Here is a 14306-nt window from a genome sequence, read left to right as displayed (position 1 = left end):
CTCATGACACCGATTTCAGCCGCTTGCCTTCCGGGTCGCGGTCGATCGTGGCGGCGATGTCCTTCGTCCAGGCGGAGACGGCGGGAACGCGGGAGCGGTCGACGCGGTAAGCGAATTTGCTGGCGACGTCGACGATCTCGCTGAGCAAGCCCGCCTCGAGCGTGATTGGATCGAGCCCCAGATCGCGGAATTTCTCGTTCCTGACGATCAGATCGTTTTCCGGCGCTTCCTTGCGCGGGTTGGGAAGCCAGGCGATCTTCGCGCCGCTCATCCTGGCGATCATCTCGGCAAGATCGCGCACCCGATGCGTCTCGGTCATCTGGTTGAAGATCTCGACACGGGAGCCGCGCGCAGGCGGGTTCTTCAGCGCAAGCTCGATGCAGCGAACCGAATCCTGGATATGGATGAAGGCGCGCGTCTGGCCGCCTGTGCCGTGCACGGTCAGCGGGTAGCCGATCGCGGCCTGGATGAGAAAGCGGTTCAGTACGGTGCCGTAGTCGCCGTCATAGTCGAAACGGTTGATCAGTTGGGGATGGCGGCAGGTCTGCTCCGTATGTGTGCCCCATACGATGCCCTGGTGCAGGTCGGTGATGCGCAGCGCATCGTTTTTCGCATAGAACTGCAGGAGCAGTTGATCCAGGCACTTGGTCATATGGTAGATCGAGCCGGGATTGGACGGATAGAGGATTTCCTGTTGCGCCATGTCGCCATCCGCCGTTTCGACGCCGACGGTCAGGTAGCCCTCGGGGATCGCCGCGCCGACAGTCGAATAGCCGTAGACGCCCATCGTGCCGAGGTGGATCAGATGAGCGTCGAGCTGTAATTCGACGAGCGCATTCAAAAGGTTATGCGTAGCGCTGACATTGTTGTTGACGGTGTAGTTCTTGTGCCGGTCACTCTTCATCGAATAGGGTGCCGCGCGCTGCTCGGCGAAATGGACGATGGCGTCCGGCCGGTTTTCGGCAAGCCAATTCTTGAGAAGCTCGTAATCCTTGGCGAGGTCGATCAGATTGAAATGGATGCGCCGCCCGGTTTCGGCATGCCAGATGCGGGTTCGCTCCTGAATGGAATCCATCGGCGTCAGCGATTGCACGCCGAGTTCGGTGTCGATCCAGCGCCGCGAGAGATTGTCGAGAATGTGGACGTCGTGCCCCGCGTCTGAGAGATGCAGCGATGTCGGCCAGCCAATGAACCCATCTCCGCCCATCACCGCAATCTTCATCGCATTGCCTCCTGCATGTTCATCCACTATCGGGAATACTCAAGTACTGTGACGATTGTTCAAAGCTAGGGCATTGCTGCGCCTCGCCAACAGGCATGCGAGTTTGGAGAAAATTATGGCGGATAACGGCTTTTCGATTTCTGGCGCGCTGACGCAGACGGGGCACCAACTGATCCAGCGCGTCTATTACGAAGACACCGATTTCTCCGGTCTCGTCTATCACGCGCGCTATCTGCATTTCCTCGAGCGCGGCCGCACCGACTATCTTCGCTGCCTGGGCGTCGAGCAGCGCGAGCTGATCACCGCCGACGAGGAAGGGCTCGTTTTCGTCGTTCACCGCATGGAGATCGACTTCAGGAATCCGGCGCGCATGGATGATGTTCTCACCATCGTCACGCGCACCGAGAAGGCAGGCGGCGCGAAGATGGTGCTGCAACAGGACATCCGCCGTGGCGAGACGCCGCTTATCGCCGCCAAGGTCATCATTGCCGTCATCAACGCGAAGGGAAGACCGCGGCGGTTGCCCGAGGCGCTGGCAAAGCAGATGCAAATCGAGACGCAGGAGGGCTGAAAGTGCATCCCAGACATGCCAAAATGACCAAACGCAAGCCTTGCAAAAACATGACTTTCATGTGAAGGAATCCGGCGCTGCAAGGATTGCGCGGTATTCCGTCGTCGGACTTCGGTCTCTTCGTGCCAAGCCGGGAAGAAAAATTCAGCTGGTAAAGCTTTGCCGTCATACTCTGGCACTAACGATCTATTAACCATAATAGTGTCTTACTCTGAAAGTCAGAGATTGTGCGGTGCACGCCTTCCTTTGACCAAATTTGACGGCAAGGAAGGCGGAAGAAGAGCTTTAAGCTTGACCAGGGCTTTGGGCGGCGGTCGCCAGGCAATTCTTGCGAGATCACTTTCTGTGCCGCCCGGTCAAGCACCGGGCGTTTGGATTCGGGGATTTTGATAAATGGAACAAGTAGGATTGGCAGCAGCAACGGCCGACGTCAGCCTCTGGTCGCTGTTCATGCAGGCAGGCATCGTCGTCAAGCTGGTCATGCTCGGGCTGATCGCAGCCTCCGTCTGGACCTGGGCAATCGTCATCGACAAATATCTGGCCTATGGGCGCGCCCGGCGCCAGTTCGACAAGTTCGAACAGGTTTTCTGGTCGGGTCAGTCGCTGGAAGAGCTCTACAGGACACTTTCCGAACGCAACAATACCGGGCTTGCTTCGATCTTCGTCGCAGCCATGCGCGAGTGGAAGAAGTCCTTCGAGCGCGGCGCACGCTCGCCGATCGGCCTGCAGATGCGTATCGACCGGGCAATGGATGTGACGCTCGCCCGTGAAACCGAATATCTTTCCGCCCGCCTCGGGTCGCTCGCGACGATCGGTTCGGCCGGTCCGTTCATCGGTCTCTTCGGTACGGTCGTCGGTATCATGACTTCGTTCCAGGCAATCGCCGGATCGAAGTCGACCAATCTCGCGGTCGTTGCACCCGGTATCGCCGAGGCGCTTCTCGCCACTGCGATCGGCCTCGTTGCCGCTATCCCGGCGGTTATCGCCTACAACAAGTTCTCCGCGGATGCCGGCAAACTCTCTGGCCGCATGGAAGGCTTTGCGGACGAATTCTCCGCCATACTTTCGCGCCAGATCGACGAGAAGCTGCAGCCGCGTCAGGCCGCACAGTAAACCAACGGAGTACACGATCATGGGTATGGCTGTTGGAGGCAATAACGGCGGAGGCGGAGGACGCCGCCGCCGTGGTGGCCGGAACAAGGGTGTTATTTCCGAGATCAACGTGACGCCGCTCGTCGACGTCATGCTCGTGCTGCTCATCATCTTCATGGTGGCGGCCCCGATGATGACCGTCGGCGTGCCGATCGACCTGCCGGAAACGCAGGCCAAGGCGCTCAATTCCGAAACGCAGCCGATCACCATTTCCGTCAAGAACGACGGTGCGGTGTTCCTGCAGGAAACGCCGATCCCGGCCGAAGAGATCGCCGCCAAGCTCGAAGCGATCGCGACCACCGGCTACAATGAACGCATCTTTGTGCGTGGCGATGCGACGGCGCCCTACGGCGTGATCGCCGACGTCATGGCGCGCATCCAGGGCGCGGGCTTCAAGAATATCGGTCTGGTCACGCAGCAGAAGAAGGACCAGTAGAAAGCAAGATGAAGACCAGTGTCGTCACATCTGCTGTTCTGCACGGCTTGGTGCTCGCCGCGGCTCTGGTGACCATTGGTTCGCCGGAATCGTTCAAGGTCGATGATTTCGAAGCGATGCCGGTCGATCTGGTGCCGGTCGAATCCATCACCCAGATGCAGCAGGGTGACAAGACGGCAAAGCCCAACGACAAGCCGGCGCCGAAGCCGACGTCAAAACCCGCTGATGTTGCAGACGCCGAAAACCTCGGCGACAACAAGATCGATCTGAAGACGCCGCCGATCCCGAACGCCAAGCCCAACAACAACGAAAGCACTGCCGCGCCGAAAGCCGCCGAGAAGCCGCTTCCCCAGAATGATCCCGTCCCCAACGAGGTGAAGGAGATCATGAAGGAGGACACGGTGGTCGATGAGCCGAAGGAAGTCGCATCGATTCCAGAAACCAAGCCGGAAATTGCGCCGACGCCGCCGAAGCCGGAAGAAATGCCTGCCGAACAGGCCGAGCCGCCGAAGCCGGAAGCCGAAGCGCTGCCGGACAATGTTCCGACGCCGGTGGCCAAGCCGCAGGTGAAGCCGCCCGAGCAGAAACCCGCTGAAAAGCCGCCGGAAAAAACGCAGGACCAGCAGAAGACGGCTGACAAGCAGCCGGACAAGAAGAAAGCCGACAAGGCCCAGGAAAAGGCGAAGGCCTCGTCCTCGAAGCAGAGCGATTTCAACGCCGACGACATCGCAGCACTGCTGAACAAGCAGGAGCCTTCCAACGGCGGCGCCAAGCGCTCGACCGAAGTCGCTTCTCTGGGTGCCAAGAAGTCGAATAACACCGGCGCCAAGCTCAGCATGAGCGAGATGGATGCGCTGCGTAATGCGATCGCCGGCAACTGGCAGATCATTCCCGGCCTTGCGGACATGGACCAGGTCCGCATCACCGTCCACATGAAGCTGGACGAGAATGGCGAGATCATCGGAGATCCCGAGGTCGAAGCGACCGGCGGCAACGAATCCACACGCCGTGCACTTGCAGGCGGTGCCTATCGTGCCGTCAAACGGTCTGCGCCGTTCACCAACCTTCCGAAAGACAAATATGACGCGTGGAGCGAAGTCATCGTGAACTTCGATCCCAGTCAGATGGCCCTTTAAATGCTGAAAGGCTTGCTCCTCATGACCAAGTGTTCCCTCATCCGCGCCTTCATGGTGGCTCTCGGCATGGCTGTGACGGCGGCTATCGCGACGCCTGCGCACGCGCTTGTCGAGATCAACATCAACAAGGGTAACGTCGAGCCGCTGCCGATCGCCATTACCGATTTCCTGCAGGGCGACATGGGCGCGCAGGTCTCTCAGGTGATCGCCGCCGATCTGCAGCGCTCCGGCCTCTTTGCGCCGATCAACAAAAACGCCTTCATCGAGAAGATTTCCAACCCCGATGCCGCTCCGCGTTTCGAGGACTGGAAGGTCATCAACGCGCAGGCGCTCGTCACCGGCCGCGTCACGCAGGAAGGCGATGGCCGACTTCGCGCCGAGTTCCGTCTCTGGGATTCCTTCGCCGGTCAGCAGATGACCGGCCAGCAATTCTACACGCAGCCGGAAAACTGGCGCCGCGTTGCCCACATCATTGCCGACGCGATCTATAAGCAGATCACCGGCGAAGAGGGCTATTTCGATACCCGCGTCGTCTTTGTCTCCGAGTCTGGCACGAAGCAGCAGCGCAAACGCCAACTCGCGATCATGGACCAGGACGGCTTCAACGTGCGCACGCTGACGGATGGCAGCGACCTCGTTCTGACGCCGCGCTTCTCGCCGAACCGGCAGGAAGTGACCTACATGTCCTTCGCCAACCAGCAGCCGCGCGTCTACCTGCTGCAGCTCGAAACCGGACAGCGTGAAGTTGTCGGCAACTTCCCGGGCATGACCTTTTCGCCGCGCTTTTCGCCGGATGGCCAAAAAGTGGTGATGAGCCTTCAGCAGGAAGGTAACGCCAATATCTACACGATGGATCTGCGGTCGCGCACGACGACGCGCCTGACGTCGACAGCCGCGATCGATACCTCGCCATCCTATTCGCCGGATGGCGGCCGGATCGTTTTCGAAAGCGACCGCGGCGGCAAGCAGCAGATTTACGTGATGAATGCCGACGGCTCCGGCCAGACGCGTATCTCCTTCGGCGACGGCAATTATTCGACGCCGGTCTGGTCGCCACGCGGCGACCTGATCGCCTTCACCAAGCAATCGGGCGGGAAATTCTCGATCGGCGTGATGAAGCCGGACGGTTCGGGCGAGCGCATCCTGACGACGGGTTTCCACAACGAAGGCCCGACCTGGGCGCCGAACGGGCGTGTGCTGATGTTCTTCCGCCAGCCCGCCGGTGCAGGCGGCCCGCAGCTCTATTCGATCGATCTGACGGGTTACAACGAGCAGGCCATCAAGACGCCGACCTACGCATCCGACCCGGCCTGGTCGCCGCTGCTTGAGTAGTGGATGAGCCGGATTTCGCCTTCTTGTCGCCGCAAAGTGCTGGAATTGGCCGATGCAGGGACAATCAACAAATTATTAACCATACTTCTTGAGCGCCGATTAACCCAGTACGGTTACAGTCCGGCAACCCTGATAAATCGCAAGGAGACCCGGCCATGAGCCGAATTCACACCCCGGCAATGAGCCGCATGCAGAATTTCGCCCGCAACCCTGTCATGATCGCACTCGTTGCCGGTCTGGCGCTTGCTGGCTGCGCCAACAAGAAGACGCCGAACAGCGCTGGCGAGCTCGGCCTCGGTGCAGGTGCCGCAACGCCGGGTTCGGCTCAGGACTTCACCGTCAACGTCGGCGACCGCATCTTCTTCGACACTGACTCGACCTCGATCCGTGCCGACGCTGCCCAGACACTCGACCGCCAGGCACAGTGGCTGGCTCGCTACCCGAACTATGCGATCACCGTCGAAGGCCATGCCGACGAGCGCGGCACGCGCGAATACAACCTCGCTCTCGGCGCCCGCCGTGCTGCCGCCACCAAGGATTACCTTTCTTCGCGCGGCGTTCCGGCGCAGCGCATGAAGACGATCTCCTACGGCAAGGAACGTCCGGTCGCCGTCTGCGACGATATTTCCTGCTGGTCGCAGAACCGCCGTGCAGTCACTGTTCTCGGCGGCGCCGGTATGTAATCCTTTCAAATATATTGTGTTGTGAAAAGGCGGCTCCTTCGCGGGCCGCCTTTTCTTTTTGAACACACTTTGGCCAGACTCCGTTGCTTTTTGAAGGTAATTGGAAAAATCTCCTGTTCGTGCCATCCAGGCGCGAAGAATCACTGGGACAGGACGAAACCTATGAAGAAACTTGTCGTGGCAGGCTTGCTCTGCCTCGCGGCCGTTACCGGAACCGAGCGAGCGGCTTATTCCGCTTCGTTTCTCGGCATGAACTTTGGCGGCAAGCCTGCGCAGAGCCAGACGCAGACGCCGCCGGCCGTCAACGTGCAGAGCAGCAGCGCGGAAATGCGCGTGCAGCAACTCGAAGAGCAGCTGCGCCAGCTGAACGGCCGCATCGAGGAAATGAGCTTCCAGATCCTGCAGATGCAGGAATCGCTGCGCAAGACGCAGGAAGACAACGAATTCCGCTTCCAGGATCTGGAAAAGAGCGGCGGTGCCGCTGGATCGAAGGGCAACACGAAGAAGAGCGAGGCCGATCTGCAGCCTCCGGCTTCCGGGCAGGCCGATGCACGTCCCCAGCGCCAGAACGACGATGTCGCGACGATCATCGAAACACCACAGGGAGCCGAAAGGGCTCCCTCCAACGACGTTCCGTCGGACAGCGGTTTCGGTCGGCCGCCGCAGCAGCTGGGCTCGATCCAGTTCGATCAGAACGGCAATCCGATCGGCGGCAGCGTGAATGAGAACGCGGAGGTCGGTTCAGCGCCGCTTCCCGACGTGAATGCCGGGACGTCGCCGCAGCAGACCGCATCTCTCGGCAGCGAGACCGATCAGTACAAGGCCGCTTACGGTCACGTCCTTTCCGGCGATTACGCGATTGCTGAAGAGCAGTTCACCCGGTATATCGCGCAGTATCCGGGAAGCGCTCGGGCTGCCGATGCCAACTTCTGGCTGGGCGAAGCGCTCTATTCCCAGGGCAAGTTCAATGAGGCCGCCAAGACCTTCCTGAATGCCCACAAGAAATACGGCTCGTCCGAAAAGGCGCCCGAAATGCTGCTGAAGCTCGGCATGTCGCTGGCAGCACTCGACAATAACGACACCGCCTGTGCGACGCTCAAGGAAGTCACCAAGCGTTACCCGAAGGCTTCGCGCGCTGTCATAAGCAAGGTCGCGAGCGAACAAAAGCGCCTCTCCTGCTGAGGCTTCCGGTTTGTCTCCGGAAACCGTGCTTTCGCCCGAGGCAGCGGCCCGCCGCTTTCTCCGTTCGCTTGCCAGCCCGACGCGTATTCTCGTCGCGATCTCCGGCGGCAGCGATTCGACCGGTCTGCTTCTTGCATTTTTTGAAGCGCTGAAGGCCGAACCCAGTTCCCAAATTTCCCTATGCGCCGCCACGATCGACCACGATCTGCGCGCAGAATCGGCAGATGAGGCGCGCCATGTCGCAGCCTTATGCAAATCGTTCGGCATTGCCCACGGGATCCGTGTCTGGCGCGATCCCAAACCAAAAACCGGCATCATGGCGGCCGCCCGCGAGGCACGTTACGAACTGCTCGCAGATGCCGCGGCGGAACTTGGCGCTAATCTCATCGTGACGGCGCATACGCTGGACGATCAGCGGGAGACGCGAGCGATGCGCGGCGCGCGCAGCGACAACCCCTCCACCGGGATCGCCGATGCCGTTCTCTTTGAGCGCCGGGTCTGGATCGCCCGGCCGTTTCTTTCGTGCCTGCGCGCCGATATCCGCGCATTTCTCTCGGCCCGCGCCGTGCCGTGGCTCGATGATCCAAGCAATGAGGATCTTAAATATGAGCGCGTGCGGACGCGCGCGGCATTGGCCGGTGAGGGCGCCCCGGAGGCAGAAGCTTACGGCGCCGACGCCCGCTTGGAGCTTTCACGGCAGGCGGCCCTATGGCTCGGCCGTCATTTTGCCCTTGCGTGCGAAGGGCTGGGCTGCGTGGAGAGAGATGGACTTGAGGCGCCCCTGGACGTGCTCGGTTATGCGCTCGGCCGTCTTGCGGCCGTTTTCGGCGGACAGCGCTTTGCGCCAGGCCGCATGCAGATGGATCGCATTCTCGGTTTCGTAACCGCCGGCACGCCCGGACGCATGACCGCAAGCCGAGTGGTTTTCGATCTAAGACGCGACGGCCTTTACCTTGCCCGCGAAAGCCGCGGCATCTTGCCACTGCTCGTTGCGCCCGGACAGCGCGGCATTTGGGATGGCCGGTTTGTTGTCGAGAATAGCTCATCGTTCGATCTGACGGTTATCGCACGGCCCGCCAACCCCTCCCTCATTCCCGTGCTTGGCACGGCAATCCAGCCACGGCGGGTGGCGCATTTGCCCAAAGCTGCGCTCAAGCGGGCCTTGGCAGCTCAGCCACGCATTTCAGTCGCCGCTGACGCGAACTCGTGCATGAATTCTCATCCGGATGTCACTCTCACGCGGTATTTTGCGCTGTTCGACCGCTTTTTGACACGATTTGATCTCATCTTTGCTGAAAGCCTCGCGGCGGCTTTTGGAATGCGCCCCTATCCAAGCCCGCCTTTAGGTCTTATTGACGGAAAAGCCATCTGACAGAGTGTATCGCCTTGGCAACGGCACAGCGCAACCCTATGTTAGAAGCCAAATAAGACGGCTGCCATGAGGCGGTTGTTGCAGTGCTGGGGAGTTCAATGAACCCTAACTTACGTAATTTCGCCTTGTGGGCAATCATAGCGCTTCTGCTGATTGCCCTTTTCAGCATGTTCCAGACGACGCCGGCGCAGACCGGCTCGCGCGACATACCCTATTCGCAGTTCCTGCGTGAGGTCGATGCGGGCCGCGTCAAGGAAGTCGTCGTCACGGGCAACCGTGTGTCGGGAAGCTATGTTGAAAACGGCACCACCTTCCAGACCTATTCTCCTGTCATAGATGACAACCTGCTCGAGCGCCTGCAGTCGAAGAATGTCCTGGTTTCGGCCCGGCCTGAAACCGATGGTTCGTCAGGCTTCCTGAGCTATCTCGGCACGCTGCTGCCGATGTTGCTCATTCTCGGCGTCTGGCTGTTCTTCATGCGGCAGATGCAAGGCGGCTCGCGCGGCGCGATGGGCTTCGGCAAATCGAAGGCCAAGCTGCTCACGGAGGCGCATGGCCGCGTCACCTTCGATGACGTCGCAGGCGTCGACGAAGCCAAGCAGGACTTGGAAGAAATCGTCGAATTCCTGCGCGATCCGCAGAAGTTCCAGCGCCTCGGCGGCAAGATCCCGCGCGGCGTGCTGCTTGTCGGCCCTCCGGGTACCGGTAAGACGCTGCTCGCCCGCTCCGTTGCCGGCGAAGCCAACGTTCCGTTCTTCACCATCTCGGGTTCCGACTTCGTCGAAATGTTCGTCGGCGTCGGCGCAAGTCGCGTCCGCGACATGTTCGAGCAGGCGAAGAAGAATGCGCCATGCATCATCTTCATCGACGAAATCGACGCCGTCGGCCGCCATCGTGGCGCCGGTCTCGGCGGTGGTAACGACGAACGCGAACAGACGCTCAATCAGTTGCTGGTCGAGATGGACGGCTTCGAGGCCAATGAAGGCATCATCCTGATCGCCGCGACCAACCGCCCTGACGTTCTCGACCCCGCGCTGCTGCGTCCGGGCCGTTTCGACCGTCAGGTTGTCGTTCCGAACCCGGATATCGTCGGCCGCGAGCGCATCCTCAAGGTACATGCCCGCAACGTTCCGCTGGCGCCGAATGTCGACCTCAAGGTTCTAGCCCGCGGTACGCCCGGCTTCTCCGGTGCTGACCTGATGAACCTCGTCAACGAAGCCGCCCTGATGGCCGCACGCCGCAACAAGCGCGTCGTCACCATGCAGGAGTTCGAAGACGCCAAGGACAAGATCATGATGGGCGCCGAGCGCCGCTCTTCGGCGATGACCGAAGCGGAAAAGAAGCTCACGGCCTATCACGAAGCCGGCCATGCGATCACGGCGCTCAACGTCGCCGTCGCCGATCCGCTGCACAAGGCAACGATCATTCCGCGCGGCCGTTCACTCGGCATGGTCATGCAGCTGCCCGAAGGCGACCGCTACTCGATGAGCTATAAGTGGATGGTCTCGCGCCTCTGCATCATGATGGGCGGCCGCGTTGCGGAAGAACTCACCTTCGGCAAGGAGAACATCACCTCCGGTGCGTCTTCGGATATCGAGCAGGCCACCAAGCTTGCCCGCGCCATGGTCACGCAGTGGGGCTTTTCCGACCAGCTCGGTCAGGTTGCCTATGGCGAAAACCAGCAGGAGGTCTTCCTCGGCCATTCCGTATCGCAATCGAAGAACGTTTCGGAGGCCACGGCTCAAAAGATCGACAACGAAGTGCGTCGGCTTATTGACGAGGCATACACGCAGGCGCGCGATATCCTCACCGAAAAGCACGACGATTTCGTCGCGCTTGCCGAAGGCTTGCTTGAGTACGAAACGCTGACCGGCGAGGAAATCAAGGCGCTGCTGCGCGGTGAAAAGCCCGCTCGCGACCTTGGCGACGATTCGCCGCCGAGCCGCGGCTCGGCCGTGCCGAAAGCCGGCGCACGCCCGGCTTCCAAGGGCGACGAGCCGGAAGCAGGGCTCGAACCCCAGCCGCATTGACGGAAAGCAACTCGAACGAACAAGGCCGGATTTTCCAGCAGAAGATCCGGCCTTTTTTCCGTCGGTAACGGGATATAATAAATTTTCTTGGTAATTTACGTGATGGCGCCTAGGATTTGTGGCATGCCGCTATCATGAAGAGGCCGCAATGAGGCTTTGTATTGGGGCGAGTCGTCTCTGTGGCCTGAATTGCTTGGCGCAACGCGCTGCCTTCTTGGCGCGCTGAAAGCATAGGGGAGCATATGAAAAGACGTTACTTCGGCACAGACGGCATTCGCGGGCAGTCGAATATCTTCCCGATGACGCCGGATCTGGCGATGCGGGTCGGCATTGCAGTCGGTACGATCTTCCGCCGCGGCAATCACCGCCATCGCGTGGTCATCGGCAAAGACACGCGTCTCTCCGGCTATATGCTGGAAAATGCCATGGTGGCGGGCTTCACGGCCGCAGGTCTCGATGCATTCGTTCTTGGCCCGATTCCGACGCCCGCCGTCGCCATGCTGACACGTTCGCTGCGTGCCGATATCGGCGTCATGATTTCCGCCTCGCACAATCCATACGAGGACAATGGCATCAAGCTCTTCGGCCCCGACGGCTACAAGCTTTCCGACGATATCGAAATACAGATCGAAGACTTGATGGAGAAGGATCTCCACACGCAACTTGCCAAATCTGACGACATCGGCCGTGCCAAGCGCATCGATGGCGTGCATGACCGCTACATCGAGCATGCGAAGCGCACGCTGCCGCGCGATGTCACGCTGCAGGGCCTGAGGATTGCGATCGACTGCGCCAATGGTGCCGCCTATAAAGTGGCACCGGCCGTGCTTTGGGAACTCGGCGCCGATGTCGTTACGATCGGCAACGAGCCGAACGGCATCAACATCAATCTCAACTGCGGTTCCACCAGCCCCGTCGCTCTGCAGAAGAAGGTCGACGAAGTGCGGGCCGATATCGGTATCGCGCTCGATGGCGACGCCGATCGCGTCATCATCGTGGATGAAAACGGCACGATGATCGACGGCGACCAGCTGATGGCGGTGATCGCCGAAACCTGGGCGGAGAACCAGCAGCTTCGCGGCAACGGCATCGTTGCGACCGTGATGTCGAACCTCGGCCTCGAACGCTTTCTCGAAGGCAAGGGGATGGGTCTTGCCCGCACCAAGGTCGGCGACCGCTATGTCGTCGAGCACATGCGCCAGCACAATTTCAACGTCGGCGGCGAACAGTCCGGACATATCGTGCTCTCGGACTACGGCACGACCGGCGATGGCCTTGTTGCCGCGCTGCAGATTCTTGCTGCCGTCAAGCGCACTGGCAAGACCGTCAGCGAAGTCTGCCGCCGCTTCGAGCCGGTGCCGCAGCTTCTGCGCAATGTCCGAATTTCCGGCGGCAAGCCGCTGGAAGACCTGCAGGTGCAGCAGGCAATCGCCGATGCGGAAGCCGAGCTTTCCAAGAACGGCCGCCTCGTCATCCGCCCCTCCGGCACCGAACCGCTGATCCGCGTCATGGCGGAGGGCGACGACCGGGCGCAGATCGAGCGCATTGTCAACGAGCTGATCGGCACGATCTCGGGCGTACGTACCGCCGCTTAGTTCTGCCGTCGATGATCGATCACAGCCGGTGCCAATGCGCCGGCTTTTTTTATGCCCGCGTCATTCGCTTCAGCACAATCTTATTGGATGAATTGACTTATCGGCGTGGAGGCATAGCTTTTTCTTGATCGCACAAGTGTCACCCGCCTGCAGCGGCGACAACACGGCAAGCCATATTGCGATAGAAAGATGGCGCCGGCCGTCGTTTCAGGCAACCTGGGAGGATTGGGTTGTCATGCGGTATCGCGTTCTTTTAGCCGGCTTATGTGTTGCCATGCTTCCTGCTTTTGGCGTGAATGCCCAGGAGGGCGATGCCACGGCGGGCGCTACTGTTTTCAAAAAATGCGCCATATGTCATGTAGCCGATACGGACAAGAACAAGGTCGGTCCGTCGCTGAACCGGATTCTTGGCAGGAAGGCGGCGACGCATCCGAATTTCAGCTATTCTCCGGCAATGAAGAAAGCAGGCGAGGGCGGGCTCGTTTGGGACGAGGCAACACTGCGCGACTATCTCCATGATCCCAAGGGGAAGATAAAGGGAACGAAGATGGTGTTTGCCGGGCTGAAGAACGACAGCGAGATCAACAATCTCATCGCTTACCTCAAGCAGTTTTCCCAATAGATGTGATGCGAATGCCTGACGGTCACCGCAGCGTCGCTTTCGCCGTCATCATTGTCCACACGACTTGTTCGTGAGATAATGCTAAAAATACACCGACGGATTGCGGATTTCGCCCTGTGGCAAGTCACGGTTCAAGGAGCAGGCAATGGCTATCGTGCTGGTTCTGGTTCTGCTGGTCGTGGGATCCGTCGTGTTCCATTTGCTGAGCCCGTGGTGGTGGACGCCGATCGCCTCCAACTGGAGCTACATCGACGACACCCTGCTGATCACCTTTGCGATCACCGGTCTGGTGTTCGTGGCGGTGGGTTCCTTCATGGCCTATTGCGTATTCCGGTTCCGGCACAAACCCGGAAACCGGGCCGCCTATGAGCCGGAAAACAGGCGGCTGGAGATATGGCTTGCGGTGGTGACCTCCGTCGGGGTTGCCGCGATGCTTGCGCCCGGGCTCGTCGTGTGGAACCAGTTCATCACCGTGCCCGCCGATGCGCACCAGATCGAGGTCGTCGCTCAACAGTGGCAGTGGAGTTTCCGGATGCCGGGCGCAGACGGACGGCTGGGGAAAGCCGATACCCGTGAGGTCAGTCCGGAAAATCCCCTTGGCCTGAACAAGAACGACACCGCAGGGCTCGATGACGTGATCGTCGAGGGAGGTGAATTGCACCTGCCGATCGGCAAACCGGTCAAGGTCCTGCTTCGTTCGATCGACGTGCTTCATGATTTCTACGTGCCTGAGTTCCGGGCAAAGATGGATATGATCCCCGGCATGGTGACCTATTTCTGGTTTACGCCGACGCGCACGGGAACGTTCGAAATCCTTTGCGCCGAGCTGTGCGGCGTCGGGCATTCGCAAATGCGCGGAACGGTCATGATCGATGAGGAGGTCGCCTACCAGGCCTGGCTGGCGGAGCAGACGACATTCACGCAGATGCTGGCATCGGGGGAAGCGCAGCCGGCAGAACAGGCGCAGTAACTA

Annotated in this window: 13 protein-coding genes; 12 read left to right on the top strand and 1 reads right to left on the bottom strand. The window is 60.2% G+C overall.

Annotation, left to right across the window (positions count from 1 at the left end; all coding sequences use genetic code 11):
- Position 1 precedes the first annotated feature (1 nt).
- On the bottom strand, positions 2-1222 hold the full coding sequence (locus tag ISN39_RS15610) for an NAD-dependent epimerase/dehydratase family protein (RefSeq protein ID WP_194728137.1): 1221 nt from the start codon (positions 1220-1222) through the stop codon (positions 2-4).
- A 115-nt stretch (positions 1223-1337) separates the two neighbouring features.
- On the opposite strand from ISN39_RS15610, the gene ybgC reads away from it, so the two are divergent.
- From ybgC to ISN39_RS15550, 12 genes are all read left to right on the top strand, one after another.
- Positions 1338-1793, top strand: a complete 456-nt coding sequence (gene ybgC / locus ISN39_RS15605; RefSeq protein WP_194728136.1) for a tol-pal system-associated acyl-CoA thioesterase — start codon at positions 1338-1340, stop codon at positions 1791-1793.
- Positions 1794-2186: 393 nt separating this feature from the next.
- Entirely contained in the window at positions 2187-2906 is a 720-nt protein-coding gene (gene tolQ, locus ISN39_RS15600; RefSeq protein ID WP_022715757.1) for a protein TolQ, read from the top strand.
- Between the two features lie 19 nt (positions 2907-2925).
- Complete coding sequence (gene tolR, locus ISN39_RS15595; protein ID WP_022715756.1) at positions 2926-3381, top strand: protein TolR; 456 nt, start codon at positions 2926-2928, stop codon at positions 3379-3381.
- A gap of 8 nt (positions 3382-3389) precedes the next feature.
- A complete protein-coding gene (locus ISN39_RS15590) occupies positions 3390-4517 on the top strand; it encodes a hypothetical protein (RefSeq protein WP_074069592.1) in 1128 nt (375 codons plus the stop codon).
- A 21-nt stretch (positions 4518-4538) separates the two neighbouring features.
- The gene (gene tolB / locus ISN39_RS15585; protein WP_039846976.1) at positions 4539-5849 is read left to right on the top strand and encodes a Tol-Pal system beta propeller repeat protein TolB; all 1311 of its coding nucleotides are present in this window, start codon (positions 4539-4541) and stop codon (positions 5847-5849) included.
- A gap of 155 nt (positions 5850-6004) precedes the next feature.
- Positions 6005-6532 carry a peptidoglycan-associated lipoprotein Pal gene (pal, locus tag ISN39_RS15580; RefSeq protein WP_074069591.1) on the top strand — a complete coding sequence of 176 codons (528 nt, stop codon included), beginning with the start codon at positions 6005-6007 and terminating at the stop codon, positions 6530-6532.
- Between the two features lie 162 nt (positions 6533-6694).
- On the top strand, positions 6695-7714 hold the full coding sequence (gene ybgF / locus ISN39_RS15575; protein WP_074069590.1) for a tol-pal system protein YbgF: 1020 nt from the start codon (positions 6695-6697) through the stop codon (positions 7712-7714).
- A gap of 10 nt (positions 7715-7724) precedes the next feature.
- A complete protein-coding gene (gene tilS / locus ISN39_RS15570; protein WP_194728135.1) occupies positions 7725-9086 on the top strand; it encodes a tRNA lysidine(34) synthetase TilS in 1362 nt (453 codons plus the stop codon).
- A 98-nt stretch (positions 9087-9184) separates the two neighbouring features.
- Entirely contained in the window at positions 9185-11116 is a 1932-nt protein-coding gene (gene ftsH, locus ISN39_RS15565) for an ATP-dependent zinc metalloprotease FtsH (RefSeq protein WP_022715750.1), read from the top strand.
- A 242-nt stretch (positions 11117-11358) separates the two neighbouring features.
- Complete coding sequence (gene glmM, locus ISN39_RS15560; RefSeq protein WP_194728134.1) at positions 11359-12711, top strand: phosphoglucosamine mutase; 1353 nt, start codon at positions 11359-11361, stop codon at positions 12709-12711.
- A gap of 235 nt (positions 12712-12946) precedes the next feature.
- Positions 12947-13333: a cytochrome c family protein gene (locus ISN39_RS15555; RefSeq protein ID WP_074069587.1), complete on the top strand. Its 387-nt coding sequence runs from the start codon at positions 12947-12949 to the stop codon at positions 13331-13333.
- A gap of 145 nt (positions 13334-13478) precedes the next feature.
- Complete coding sequence (locus ISN39_RS15550; RefSeq protein ID WP_074069586.1) at positions 13479-14303, top strand: cytochrome c oxidase subunit II; 825 nt, start codon at positions 13479-13481, stop codon at positions 14301-14303.
- Positions 14304-14306: the final 3 nt, after the last annotated feature.

The sequence above is a fragment of the Rhizobium sp. 007 genome, assembly GCF_015353075.1.
Taxonomy (GTDB): Bacteria; Pseudomonadota; Alphaproteobacteria; order Rhizobiales; family Rhizobiaceae; genus Rhizobium.
The sequence above is the reverse complement of the archived record's forward strand: the minus strand, read 5'-3'. Positions and strand labels throughout refer to the sequence as shown.